Below are 12873 nucleotides of genomic sequence, written 5' to 3' on the forward strand. Positions count from 1 at the left end.
TTTCTTTTAAATTTTATAATGGATTTTGCGTTAGCAAAATCGAATCCGTGTGGTATATATATTCTTTTTAGAACTTGCCGCCGCCCAGGGTTGCGGTGAGTTTCATTGAAACTGTTGGTTTTTCGTCAAAAGTTTTGAAGGTGAGAACTGGTCCCATTCCGAACTTCAAATCATTTATAGGCGAATAATAAACCATCGCTGTAGTTGTAAGGGAAGTACCGGAAATTGCAGAGATAGTTTCATCATCTGCACCAAGCATCTTCATTGCAGCTACTTCAGTATCATCATATTCTTCACGTCCAAAGTTTGCCATTGCAAAGAGACTTGCTGTAAAATCTTTGTTTCCCAGAATCTTACCAAAATTAACCATTGCTGCAAGGTTATGACCACCAATAAGGTGAGATTCAAGATCCTTATCATTTCCATTGAAATAATACTGAGCAGCAAGCGTTATCATAGGATCCTTCCAGTAGTAGCTCAAACCGGCTGTTGCCTGAATGATGTTTGTTTTATCATCCCAGTCTGTATTTTCAGCCCATTCTTTTGCTGCACCATAGCTGTATACAAGTTCACCAAAGAAGCTGACTTTTTTAAGGCTACCTGTTGCAGTAAGCATTACCTTTGGGGCATTCTGATATTTAAAGAGTCCACCAAGACCAAGTTCCCAGTTGCCTATAAGAATATCAGCTTTTCCTGCAAAGGCTGTATCGCGGGCATAAGTTTCTGCGGTCTGATTTATAAAATCTGTTGAAGGGATTACATAAAACCAGAGACAGTTCTGACTGCCCGGAAAAACAATCTGAGTGCGGAGATTCAAAGCACCATCAACCTGCTTCTCCGGATTTTCAGGATCAATTGAGCTTGTGTTAATCATATCTGATACAGGACTGAAGAAATAACCTGCCCCCCAGGTAACGGTATGAATACCAAAACGGAAGAAAGCAGTATCTTTGATTGAAAAGTCTGTAAAAAGTTCCTTAAGCTTGAACCAGTCGGTAAGGGTTGTCGTTGTATTAAAGGATGGCATTTGACCAGCACCTGTCTGATAAGTAACCGAGTAAGCTTTATTTACAAAGGGATAAGCCAGTCCGAACTTTGTATAAATACGGAGAGTCTCTGCAGGGCGGGCATCTACACTAAGCAGGGCGCTGAGGTCCGGAGTAAGCTTTGTGTTTTTGAGATTTTCGCCAAAGCTGTTTTCTTCAGGTGAATACAAAACTGTATTTGTTGTAAGGCCTGCAGTAAGACTGCCGCCAACCTTGATTGAACCTGTGTCAAAAATTACTCCCTTACTTAGGTCGTTTTTTGCAGATACGTCCGGAACTTCAACAATGCTGTCGTCGTTGAAAAAGTCATCGTCGCCGCCAAAGAGGTCCTCGTCGGACTGGGCAAAGAGGCTGAAAGTTAGAAATATAGTTGATATTAATATAAGTGTTTTTTTCATACTAGTTCAAACCTTCCAGATATGCTTTTGTGAAAATCTTATCCGGCAGAGAGTCGAAGGTAAGATCTGAAATTACCTGCTGAGTCTGCTCGCCCTTGTTGAGCTCGTCGCGCAAAATTGCCTGAGTTGCTACATAACCTGTCTTTCCGCGAACTACAACCTTTGACCACTTTGGAACAAGAGTTGTACGCATAAGGCGGTCTGAACCAGAAAAATCTTCCTGCTTAAGAACAAGAGGAATATCCTTGCGAAGATAGAACTTTGTTTTTGCATAAGAAGGCTCTTTTGTTTTTGCAGTGAGGACAATAATGTCTACAGGATATTTTCCAAGAGTTCCTTCCTCGTAAGAAAATACGTCATAGTTATCTCGCCAGTATTTATCATTCTGTTCGATATCGTCAAGCTTTACATCTGAATCACCAAGAGCTTCTTTAATTGAAGTATGGGTAAACTTACGGCTGATAGGATCATAAGACCAGATATTATCATCATTACGAAGATATCCTTTTCCTTTATCTGCTTCCGGAAAAAGCTGAACGATTGTCATAAGTTTTCCGTCAGTACGCTCAAAAATCTTATACTGAAGATTTTCTTTTGGCTTGCCAGGCTTTTCTACAACAAGAGAAATTGTTGCTGAATAGTCTCCGTGATAGGCCTGAACCTCGCGGCTTTCATCCATAATCTTAAAGCACTTTTCTGCAACGTCGGCAGAAACCTGTGCGGCGGCGGCAGCGGTCAAAAGGGCTGCTGCTGCCAGAATTGTAAGTATTTTTTTCATTTTTAGAACTCCTTTTTTATAGATCCCGAAACAAGTTCGGGATGACGGTTTATATGTGATTTCGATACGACCTTCGGTCTACTCAATCACCGCCTTTCAGGCTTATTTTACGGTTCTGAGCGCTTCGGCAGGGCTCATACGGGCTGCCTGCTTTGCACTTCCTCTTACTGCCCATGATGTAAGTACAATCAGAATTATATACTGAATTATAATTGAGAATACAGACATCTTAAAGGTGAAGTGGCCCTTCTTAAGGAAGAAGGAAAGCGCTTCGTTATCAATCGGAATAAGATGAACAAACATCATTACGATTGCAGCAAAAATCAAGCCGGCAAGTGCGCCTATTACACAAAGAATTACGGCTTCATTTGTAAATACCTTGCGGGTATCTTTACCAGTCATTCCAAGGGCACGCATTGTTCCAATCTCGCGGATACGTTCATACAAAACCATGCGGTATGTGTTAGACACGCCTACCATTACAATCAAAAGAATTACAATAAGAATAACTGTTGTAATGATATGAACTATGTTCAACACGGTTTTAATCTGAGGGATTTCATCATACAAAGTTTCAACTCCGTATTTTACACCCTTCCACTCGTTTTCCGGCTTTTTAGGATCTACCTGCTTTTCGATTCCCTTTCCAATATTTGTCGGATGAGTCTTCATTGCAAGAGCACGGCTTGTTACATTTATCTCAGGATTCTTTTCGCTGTCCTGACGGATTCTTGATTCTATCATATTTGCAGCCTTTGTCTGCTGATTTTTATCACGCAGATAAACTGAGAACATTGAGTATCCGCCTTCCGGCATTTCGATGATTGTGTTTACATCTTCAATGTCTGCATAAGCCTGCATAGAATTCATAAAGCTGTTTGACTTTATGATTCCGGTAATTGTCATGTCGGCAAAGGTGTTCTGTCCGTAAACTGTGTAAGTTGAATAGATGATTTCATCGCCGACCTGAAGGTTCAAAGACTCCGCAATCTTGTCACTGATAATCAAACCGTTAGGAATATTTTCATCTATTCCACCGCTTGTAAACTGGAAGGACTCACGCAAAAGCTTTTCGTTTAAGTCACGGCCATAAAGCTGAATAGCTGATTTTTTTCCGTTGAAGATTACTGTTCCGCTGGATATTGTAAAGCAGGAATAATAATCATATTTAACATCAAGTTCGTCTACGATGTTTTTAACGTAATCTCTGTCGCGTACGATGTTTACAAGCTTTACCTTTCCGCCAGGGCTGTCAGGATTAAGCCATTCAAGTCCCTGTACAATTACGTTACCGCCGACCAGCTGGGTAATCTGATTTTCGAGATTTCCAACCATACCGGTTGTAAGCCCATCGATTGCTGTAACTACAAAGAAGCCGAAAGCAATTGCAACTGCAAGGATGGCATTACGTCTTTTATTTCGTGTAAGGTTTCTAAGTGCTAATGATACTGTTTTCATTTTTCGCCTCCCCTATTCCTTGCTGAGAGCCTTAATTGGCGTAATTCTGAGTGCTGACTTTACAGGGTATCGGTTAGAGATAACAGAGCCTAAAAGTGCCACAATAATTGTAGTAATTATGATTTTTGGTGTCGGGCTGAAGTGAAGCAGACCGCCGCCGAGAATCATTTTTGCAATTGAGTTTGTGATTGCGATGTTGAAGGAATTGAAAATCAACATGCAGATAAAGGCAAAGACGATTCCTGCAAGAGCAGAAAGACTGGTAAGGATTACTGCCTCTGAATAGAAAAGCTTCTTTACGAATTTCTTTTCTGCACCGATTGCACGCATTGTTCCAATTTCGCTTGTTCGCTCAATTACAGAAACTACCATTGTATTCATGATGATGATGAATACTACAATCGCAAGAATTATGATAAGAAGGTTGAAGATAAAGCCGATTCCTTCAACTGTTCCTGAATAAGAATAAGCGGCCTTTTTCCAGTCCATTGCAAGAGCGTTTACGCCTTCTTCCTTAAATCGTTTATTGAGGGCTGCAACGAGTTTTTTGTCTGCGTGAGGATTATCCAACTTTGCAAGAACAAACTGCCAGGCTCCGTCATCAGTTTTATTAAGCTCGTCGCGGAGTGATGTATCACCAAGGATACTGTCGAAATCAGCTGTACTTCCGAGAATGCTTGTATCATCTTCGATATCACCAAACATATCATCATCGCCGCCAAAGAAGTCGTCTTCTGTCAGTTCAGAAATTGAAAGGTCTACAGAATCAGGCAGTTCCTGACTGAAGGAGTTTGCGTAAGTGAGTTCTGCAAAAGAACGGGCAAGACCAGGCTCGCAATATACGCTCTGGAACATTGCAGAATATTCGTTGGCAGGCTTAAAGATTCCTACAACCTTTGCTTCGCGGATAACTCCGCCCATGCTTGCCATAAGAACTTCATCACCTACTTCAAGAGTCTTATCCCAGGTTTTTACAAAGCCTTCTATAACGCGGGTATCTACGATAATTTCGTTTGTACCCGGTGTCGGATAATGTCCTTCTATCATTTTCAAATCTGGAAAGAGTTCCCAGAAGCTTCCTGTTTCACCGGCAAAAAGCATGGAAATAGGAAGGTCCATAATGCCAAGGTCTTTGTCGTCATCCTGCATAACAGAAAGATCAATCTCTGCATCTTTAGAAAGAATTACCTGGGCAGAAATAAGTTTTGACTGCTTTTTAATTCCGTCTGTTTCTGCAAGAATCTTTTCAATTTTTTCCAGATCTGTAAGAGCCGGAATCTGTGGAATCTCACCGGTGATATTTGTGCTGTTTACACCGAAAACATCTATTGTTGTACCTTTTTCAGGGATAACCGAAATTGCAAGGTCGCCGGTTACATTTGCCCTGAAGTCTTTTTCGAGTCCGCGGTTTACCGATTCAAGGAAGGAGTTTCCCATTATTACTATTGCCACTCCGAAAAGCACGAACATGGAAATAATGAGAGTTTTAGACTTGTGTTCCTTGAGGTTGCGCAGGGCTAGTTTGATTATGTCTTTCATTAATAAACTCCTAAGTAGCTTGTTATTGTCGGGCTTGACCCGACAATCTAGGCTTAACAGTGATGTCTAGATTCCCGTGTCAAGCACGGGAATGACACATTTGCTAGATCTTGTAAACGTCTGAACCCTCTTTGTGCTCGTCGTTGGTAACCTGTCCGTCGAGAATGTGAACTACGTGATTACACATGTCTACAATTCGAGAGTCATGTGTTGAGAAGATAAAGGTTGTCTGAAGTTCAGGATCTTTATTGAGAGACTTCATAAGTTTAAGAATCTGCTCTGAGTTTTTAGAGTCCAGGTTGGCTGTAGGTTCATCAGCAAGAATTACAGGAGCCTTTGTTACAAGAGCGCGGGCAATTGCAACACGCTGGCGCTGACCACCAGAAAGCTCATTTGCCTTGTGAGTCTTCCAGTCTGTAAGACCTACTTTTTCGATAAGGAAGTTAATCCACTCTTCCTTCTGGGCCTTTGTAAAATCATCTACAGGGCTCTTTGAGTTTTTATCTTTTGATTCAAGAAGAAGAGGAAATTCGATATTTTCATAAACGTTCAAAACCGGAATAAGGTTGAAGGTCTGGAAAATAAAACCAAGGTGTGAACGGCGGAGGGCTGTAATTCTGCGGTCCAGCTTTGAAGGAATTGCAAGGCGAACCTTTTTGCGTTTACCGTCTTTTTTGTCCGGGCCGGCTGATGACCAGCGGGTATTTACTGTTTCTGCGTCTGCGAGATCTACACCATCGTAAACGTCTGTATCTCCAATTACTATTGAACCGCTTGATGGAAGATCAATAAGACCAATCATATTTAAGATTGTTGATTTTCCTGATCCAGATGGTCCTGAAACTGCGGCAAACTCTCCCTTTTCTATATCAAAGGAAACTCCACGAACGGCTTCTATCCTTTCTTTACCAAGCGGATAGAACTTGTGCACGTCTTTTAAGCTAACTACGGCCATTATAAACTCCTTTTATTGTATTTTACGTATTATTGTATTAAGTGCATAATACAGAAATACATTTATAGTGTCAATATTTTCCAACACCTTACCATATTAAATTATATTCGCCTTCCGGCGATAAAACCCAGCCCAAAACGGGATGATGTTTTGGTCCTGTTTTTTCGCCTCTCGGCTGAATATAATTTAAACACTTAAAGAATTAAATATTGACACTTAAATAATCAAAAACCAATAAAAAGATTTTGCGTTAGCAAAATCGAATCCGTGTGGCAATTTTAAATAAGCTTCTTCTTACCCCAAGTCTGTATCAAATCTGACGGGTTTTTAGAAAGGAGTATTTTAACTAAAAGGAGGTTTGTCTGGCTGAAGACGTTTTGCATTAGTTCCTGCTGTTCGGCTGTGAAGCGGCTCAGGACGTAGTCGGCTACGGAGATTTTGTCGTTGTCGGGGCGGCCTATGCCAAAGCGCAGGCGCCAGAAGTCAGGGGTGCCGAGGACTGCTTTTGTGGAACGAAGGCCGTTGTGGCCGCCCAGGCCGCCGCTCCATTTGAGGCTTACAAAGCCCGGAGCAAGTTCCAGCTCGTCGTGAACAACCATAATCTCGGAAGGCTGAATCTTGTAAAAGTTTGCGACCTCTATGATGGAGTCGCCGCTCAGGTTCATGTAAGTCATTGGCTTGAGGAAGAATATGTGGGCAGGGGCCTCCTCCGGCACAAGGACCGGAGAGCCGTCTTTTTTTGAGCAGATTTTTGTGTCGCAGGCCCACTGGGAAAGTTCCTGGGGAGTCAGCGAAGCTATCTCCCCCTTGAACTTGCTTTGCCATGAGAGTTGGTTTGCAAATGGCAGGGAATCTTCGAAATACCAGCTTACATTGTGGCGGGTCTTTTCGTATTCCTTGCCGTAATTTCCTAAAAAGGCTACGAGTTTAATCATTTTGCAAGCTCTTCCAGAGTTTTAAGATACTGCTTTGCTGTGCTTTCGGTAACCTTAAAGCGGTAAGGTGTTTCACTGCAAACTCCGTAATACTGCTGAAGATCCTGTTCATTCTTTTTAGGAAGAGCATAGAAATCTACAGTTATATCTTTATAAGCACAGGTGATTTTTGCAGAAATTGCTTTTGGTCCTTCAAGAACTTCATCTTCTCCATACCAGTCGCGGGTAGAAAGTGAAGCAAAAGAATTAAGCCAGTTTGCAGCCTTACCGGAATCAAGCTCATAACCTTCTCCGGCACCATCGCCGCTTACGTTCCAGGCAAGGTCATCACCGCTGCCCATTCTTGAAACAGACCAGGTTTTATTTTCCAGCCAGTCTGTTACAGAAACGTTTGTAATATCAGATGATTCAAGATTCAAAACAATTGTTGTACGGGCTGCAGAAACACTGGTATCAAAAGTATCGTTGATTCCGCCGGAAATAAGATAAATATCTTTTCCGCCGTCTACAGTAGCATAGCACTGAGAAGAAGAAACTGCGGTCTTACCAATTACAAGTGTTCTCAAAACCTTGTCGCCAAGCTTTGCTGTAACAACAGTTTTCTTTCCATCAACAAGCTCGTAGCGGTCTGCAACTGCATCGCTGGATGTGCTGCCAACTTTATCAAGGGCACGGATATTTGAAATTGCATCAATATAAGAATCAACAACCGAAAGGCTTGCCGGATATTTCTTCTGACCAATTACCCAGTCGTCACCCTCTTTTACCAGGCTGATTGTTTCGCCTGGAGTTACAATTTCAAGAGAGTCCGGTTTATCTTTAAGAGTAAAATACTTTGTTGTGTCGCGAGCACCAAGTGCAAGCTGAATAATGCAGACAGCAAGCAGAAGCACATCGGCAATTATTAAAACTAATTTTCTTGTCTTCATAATCTTTTTTCCTCCCGCCTATTTTGTAATTGTTCTGGTATCATCCGGATTATACTTTTTGTTGATTGCATGACGGCGGAGGCTTCTTAATCTCCAGATAATCAAACCGGCAATTACAACAAAAATCGCAATACCAAAGGAGTTGAAAAGCTTCCAGAAGTTTGCGCCTGTTTTTGACTTGATTGTAAGATTGTTTACAGAAAGGCTCTTTGTACGCATTGTACACAGGTCTTCGTTACCGTTCATATAATCAAGAACATTCATCAGGAAGATTGCTACAGGGCTGTTTCCGTTTTCATCAATTACCTGTCTTGTAGTAATCATTGAAGAACCTGCAACAAAAAGCTTGCCAGGCAGTACGCTGGATTTAACAAAGTTTGAAGTTACAAGCGAAGCAGACTCCGGACCTTCTGCATTTTCAGATTTTTCAGCATTTTCTGCAGCTCTGTTAATTCCTTCCGGAACTTCGTCAAAGGCAGAATCAAACTTACCTTCGAGAAGAAGGGCAAGGTCAAACTGCTTGAGGCTTGAAGCATCTTCAGGGGCTTCAAGATAAAGAGGATGAAGTGTAATTCCATCTTCCATCGCCCAGGCCTCTTCCGAAGATTTAGCAAGCTCTGTTACCTTAAGATTTTTGTTTTCAAGGGCATCTGCAGGGTCCAGAGAAGAAGACTGCAGCATATAAACATAGCCCAGATTATTTGTGATTATGTTTTTCTTAGCAAGCTGCTTTTTGTGAAGGGTTGGAACCCACCAGTAATGAAGCTCGCCGTACTGTGCATTCATATCAGTAATACAGTTCTTATCCATAATCATATTCTTGCTGTGCTCAATTCCGTATTTTGCAAGAAGGCGGTCAAGGTTGTTATTATTTGCAACATAGTTTCCAAGTCCGTACATCTGATTTTTACCATCATCAACTGTACCATCAATGAAAATCATAAGGTCGCCGCCGCGCAAAAGGAACTGGTCGATTTTGTAAAGTTCTTCTTCTGTAAAGTCCTGCTTTGGTCCATTTATGATAATAGAGTTCATTCCGGCAGGAATATCTTCTGAGTTCAAATCAATATCCTTGAGCTCATAAGAAGCAGAAATCAGCTTTTCAAAATTTGCAGCCTGATCTTCTGCAGTGTGGTCTACCTCTCCATGACCTGTGATATAGCCGATTTTTTTTGTATTTGAGAAGAGGCTGTGAAGGCCTTCGTTCAAAGTTGTTTCAACATCATCAAGTCCGCTGAGTGCATAACCAAAGAAAGAACGCTGAACTGCAAGAGGCAGGGCATAAAACTTTTCGCCGTGCTCGAGGATAAGTCCAACCGCAGCCTTTTTCTGAACTCCGCGCTCTGTATAGGAAATATTCTGAATACCGTATTTTGCAGAAAGTGCATCTGCTTCTTCTGTAGAAGGGCTTACAACCTTGTAGTCTATGCGGTCAAGATTCTGGCGGTTGATTACGTTATAAGCAGAACGGATAATTCCTTCTGCTTCCTCTGCCCCGCTTATTCCAAGATTTTTAAGATCTTCGCTGAGGTAAAGGGTAAGGGAGATTTTTTCGTTCTTTCCAAGACCGGCAAGACTGTCTGCCATGGAAATCATTTTTGAGATTTTTGATGTAAGATTAAATTCAAAACCATCTGAAGTCTGAACCGGATTCATGATTTCGATGTTGTCACCGTAAGCAATTGCTACTCCCATGTAAGCCTGCTTAAGACCAACTTCGTTATTTTTAATTTCCTGAATCTGTACCTGCTGAATGCCAAGATCGCGGGCAAGCTCCTCGTTCTCAGGCTTAGACATATCCATATATGAAACAGAAAAGTTTTTGTTTGCCGCACCCTTGTATTCAACAAGAATATCTTTTACATACTGATAAACATTTGCATATGTAGAAGGAAGTCCGTCGCTGAAGAATACACGAACAGAAAGTGGCGTGTCCAGATTCTTTACTACAGTCTTACTTGCCTTTGAAAGCGAATAAGATTTTGGAGCTGTAAGATCAAAGCGAACAAAGGCTCTGTGTCCCACAATGTTCAAAAGCACAAGAAAAATTACAAATAAAACAAAATCTGATTTTGGGCTTTTAAGCCACTGTAATAACTTTTTCATCTTTCCTCCCCCTTAGTTTTTTGCCTTCTGCTGCACACGAACTGTGCCGGCAAAGAAGAGCGCTGTAAGGGAAATGAAATAAATAAAATCCCTTGTATCAATAATTCCGCGCGAAATTGAAGTAAAATGTGTTTTCGCAGAAAGGAATCCGAGGACGGCAGAAAGTCCTGACGGCAAAAATACCAGAAGGAAGTCTACCAGAGTGAGGGCAAGACAAATTGCAATTCCGGCAAAGAAGGCAACAATCTGATTTTTTGTGATTGCCGATGTAAAAATGCCGATTGCAGTAAAGCTTGCGCTGAGGAAGATTGCTCCAACAAAGCCGCCGATAATAGGACCATAATCCGGAGAACCGTAAATCTCTGCAGGAAGAATAAAGAGCAGAGTCGGCGCCAGCATTACCAGTGTGCTGATAAATGAAGAAAGATACTTGCCTGTAACAACATCAACTTCTGTAACAGGAAGAGTCATAAGAGTTTCGATTGAACCCGCACGCTTTTCTTCTGCAAAAAGTCTCATTGTAAGGGCCGGAATAAAGGCCGAAAGAATCAAAGGCAGGGCAGAAAAGTAGGCTCTGAGCTCTGCTCTGTCCATAAGGAAAAAGCCGCCGTAAAGATAGGCAAAGCCGAAATAGAAAAAGATTCCCGAAACAATCAGGAAAAGGGCCGAAACGAAATAGGCAATCGGAGAAGTAAAGTAAGCACTAAGCTCACGCTTCATAATGATGATTGCAGGATTCTGGCATTTAGATGATTTAGCGTCATTCATTATTTAGCCTCCGTCAAAGTATGGAATACATTTTCAAGTGAGTTCTGGCTGAGGGCAGCTGAGTAAATATCAAATCCGCCTTCAACAAGTTTTTTGATAAGAGAAGGTCTGATTTCTGCATCGCCGTTTACGGAAACTACCAGTTCAGCAAGACCATCTTCAAGCGCATTTGTTGAAACTGCAGAAACGCCTGTAACAGACTTTGCAAGCTCTGCTGCTTTTGCACCGTCACCGCCGACAGAAACATAAACAGTAGATGAAGTTCCAATACTGTTTTTGAGCTCTTCAATAGAAGAGTCTGCAACAAGCTTACCACCGCTGATAATGATTGCGCGGCTGCAGATTGTTTCTACCTCGCTAAGAATATGAGTTGAAACAATTACGGTACGTGTTTTACCAATTTCACGGATAATTGCACGAACGTCTTCTACCTGATTAGGGTCAAGGCCGGAAGTTGGTTCATCGAGAATAAGGATTTCAGGATCGTTCATAAGGGCATGGGCAAGTGCTACACGCTGGCGGTTACCGCGTGAGAGCTCTGAAATATTTTTGCTCATTACTTCTTTAAGTCCGCATTCTGCACAAAGGGCAGGCACCTTTTCTTTCGGATTCTGTCCGTACATTTTTGCTATGTAGACAAGGTAATCTTCTACAATCATTTCTCCATAAAGTGGAGCAGATTCGGGCATATAGCCGATTTTCTTTTTAGCTTCAACAGGCTTTTCATTGACATCAATTCCATCAATAGTAATCTTACCCGAGCTTGGGGCAAGAAAGCCTGTTATCATACGCATTGTTGTGGTTTTGCCAGCGCCGTTTGGGCCAAGAAGTCCTACAATCTGACCTGTAGGAATTGAAAAGCTGACATCATTTACCGCACGGAAATCCCCGAAGTTACGGGAAACGTGGGAAACTTCTATCATTTTGGGAGCCTCCAAATTTTTGTGATATACATTAAAATATACTAAAAAAACAATAAAAAGGGAAATATTAATAAAATTATCTAAAATGCCTATCTTTTATTATTTTTATACCTTTTTATCTGATACAAATCTAATAATGCATATATAAAATGTTCGGGTCAGGCGAAAAAAGCCTCGTTATCCTGTTCGCCATAAACAAACTTTACAGTACTATCATCACATTTTCTTTTCTTTTCAAATTAATTTCCCGCTCTAATTACTATCTTATTCACTACACCGTTATTTAATAAAAATGAAATTGTCATCATTTCTTCGTCAATTGTATTTCCACAATTAATTGAAATACATTCATTTGATTTTAGTAAAAAGATACAAGGAGCTTCATGATCAGAAGTATGTTCAAATTCTTTTGTTTCATAATTGTATTCTGAAATACTTGAATCTTTTCCATAAGCAATCATAACATCTTCAACAGAATCACCAACTCTAATTCCTCTTATTGTTGAGTAATTAGAATCATCTGTTTCTATAATCAATATAGCGCCATTATTATTATTCCATAAGATTGAAAAGTTTTTTTCTTCCTTAAAACACCAGACAGAATCTAATCCCCAATATCTATATATTTCATAATCATCTATTGGATAATTATCTATCTTTCGTATGTCATGATATAACGTAAAAGTGCGATTTCTATTATCAACCAATGCAAACTCAATAGTAAAATCATCATTGTACAGATTTTCATCTACACTATTATTACTTAATTCATTTAATGTTTTTTTTAATTTATCAACGGCTTCTGTTTGCTTTAATGGATGCCACCCCTCAATAATAAAATTTCGTTCTGTATCTAAAATAAAATCTTCTTTAACTACTTCCTCAATCTCTTTTTTTTCTTCGGATATGTTATTGTTCTCAATATTAGACTTTAATTCTATCTTATCAGCCTCAGTTTTAGAGATACTTGTTTTATTACAAGAAACAAGAATGATAGTTAACCAAATTATTGACATTATCTTTAGTTTCATAGAACTT

11 protein-coding genes are annotated in these 12873 nt (G+C 40.6%); all 11 read right to left on the bottom strand.

What is annotated here, in order from left to right; translation table 11 throughout:
- Positions 1-67 precede the first annotated feature (67 nt).
- The gene (locus G626_RS0111415) at positions 68-1444 is read right to left on the bottom strand and encodes a hypothetical protein (RefSeq protein ID WP_022932919.1); all 1377 of its coding nucleotides are present in this window, start codon (positions 1442-1444) and stop codon (positions 68-70) included.
- A gap of 1 nt (position 1445) precedes the next feature.
- A complete protein-coding gene (locus G626_RS0111420; protein WP_022932920.1) occupies positions 1446-2222 on the bottom strand; it encodes an outer membrane lipoprotein-sorting protein in 777 nt (258 codons plus the stop codon).
- Positions 2223-2324: 102 nt separating this feature from the next.
- Complete coding sequence (locus G626_RS0111425; RefSeq protein WP_022932921.1) at positions 2325-3680, bottom strand: ABC transporter permease; 1356 nt, start codon at positions 3678-3680, stop codon at positions 2325-2327.
- Positions 3681-3692: 12 nt separating this feature from the next.
- Positions 3693-5219 carry an ABC transporter permease gene (locus G626_RS0111430; RefSeq protein WP_022932922.1) on the bottom strand — a complete coding sequence of 509 codons (1527 nt, stop codon included), beginning with the start codon at positions 5217-5219 and terminating at the stop codon, positions 3693-3695.
- Between the two features lie 103 nt (positions 5220-5322).
- The gene (locus tag G626_RS0111435; RefSeq protein ID WP_022932923.1) at positions 5323-6174 is read right to left on the bottom strand and encodes an ABC transporter ATP-binding protein; all 852 of its coding nucleotides are present in this window, start codon (positions 6172-6174) and stop codon (positions 5323-5325) included.
- 278 nt (positions 6175-6452) lie between these two features.
- The gene (pth, locus tag G626_RS0111440; protein ID WP_022932924.1) at positions 6453-7109 is read right to left on the bottom strand and encodes an aminoacyl-tRNA hydrolase; all 657 of its coding nucleotides are present in this window, start codon (positions 7107-7109) and stop codon (positions 6453-6455) included.
- Positions 7106-8038: a DUF4340 domain-containing protein gene (locus tag G626_RS0111445; protein WP_022932925.1), complete on the bottom strand. Its 933-nt coding sequence runs from the start codon at positions 8036-8038 to the stop codon at positions 7106-7108. Before G626_RS0111445 ends, pth begins: the two co-directional genes overlap by 4 nt.
- 18 nt (positions 8039-8056) lie before the next feature.
- A complete protein-coding gene (locus G626_RS0111450) occupies positions 8057-10144 on the bottom strand; it encodes a GldG family protein (protein ID WP_022932926.1) in 2088 nt (695 codons plus the stop codon).
- A 12-nt stretch (positions 10145-10156) separates the two neighbouring features.
- Positions 10157-10912 carry an ABC-2 transporter permease gene (locus tag G626_RS0111455; protein ID WP_022932927.1) on the bottom strand — a complete coding sequence of 252 codons (756 nt, stop codon included), beginning with the start codon at positions 10910-10912 and terminating at the stop codon, positions 10157-10159.
- Positions 10912-11835 carry an ABC transporter ATP-binding protein gene (locus tag G626_RS0111460; protein WP_022932928.1) on the bottom strand — a complete coding sequence of 308 codons (924 nt, stop codon included), beginning with the start codon at positions 11833-11835 and terminating at the stop codon, positions 10912-10914. Before G626_RS0111460 ends, G626_RS0111455 begins: the two co-directional genes overlap by 1 nt.
- A 239-nt stretch (positions 11836-12074) precedes the next feature.
- Positions 12075-12866: a hypothetical protein gene (locus G626_RS0111465; protein WP_022932929.1), complete on the bottom strand. Its 792-nt coding sequence runs from the start codon at positions 12864-12866 to the stop codon at positions 12075-12077.
- Between the last annotated feature and the right edge of the window lie 7 nt (positions 12867-12873).

Source organism: Treponema bryantii NK4A124 (genome assembly GCF_000421345.1).
Classification (GTDB): domain Bacteria; phylum Spirochaetota; class Spirochaetia; order Treponematales; family Treponemataceae; genus Treponema_D; species Treponema_D bryantii_B.

Bases quoted from the DNA above. Each gene is read 5' to 3' on its own strand.
- G626_RS0111430 (WP_022932922.1), bottom strand. From the start codon at position 5,219: ATGAAAGACATAATCAAACTAGCCCTGCGCAACCTCAAGGAACACAAG.
- G626_RS0111450 (WP_022932926.1), bottom strand. From the start codon at position 10,144: ATGAAAAAGTTATTACAGTGGCTTAAAAGCCCAAAATCAGATTTTGTT.
- G626_RS0111435 (WP_022932923.1), bottom strand. From the start codon at position 6,174: ATGGCCGTAGTTAGCTTAAAAGACGTGCACAAGTTCTATCCGCTTGGT.
- G626_RS0111425 (WP_022932921.1), bottom strand. From the start codon at position 3,680: ATGAAAACAGTATCATTAGCACTTAGAAACCTTACACGAAATAAAAGA.
- G626_RS0111460 (WP_022932928.1), bottom strand. From the start codon at position 11,835: ATGATAGAAGTTTCCCACGTTTCCCGTAACTTCGGGGATTTCCGTGCG.
- G626_RS0111415 (WP_022932919.1), bottom strand. From the start codon at position 1,444: ATGAAAAAAACACTTATATTAATATCAACTATATTTCTAACTTTCAGC.
- G626_RS0111455 (WP_022932927.1), bottom strand. From the start codon at position 10,912: ATGAATGACGCTAAATCATCTAAATGCCAGAATCCTGCAATCATCATT.
- G626_RS0111445 (WP_022932925.1), bottom strand. From the start codon at position 8,038: ATGAAGACAAGAAAATTAGTTTTAATAATTGCCGATGTGCTTCTGCTT.
- G626_RS0111465 (WP_022932929.1), bottom strand. From the start codon at position 12,866: ATGAAACTAAAGATAATGTCAATAATTTGGTTAACTATCATTCTTGTT.
- pth (WP_022932924.1), bottom strand. From the start codon at position 7,109: ATGATTAAACTCGTAGCCTTTTTAGGAAATTACGGCAAGGAATACGAA.
- G626_RS0111420 (WP_022932920.1), bottom strand. From the start codon at position 2,222: ATGAAAAAAATACTTACAATTCTGGCAGCAGCAGCCCTTTTGACCGCT.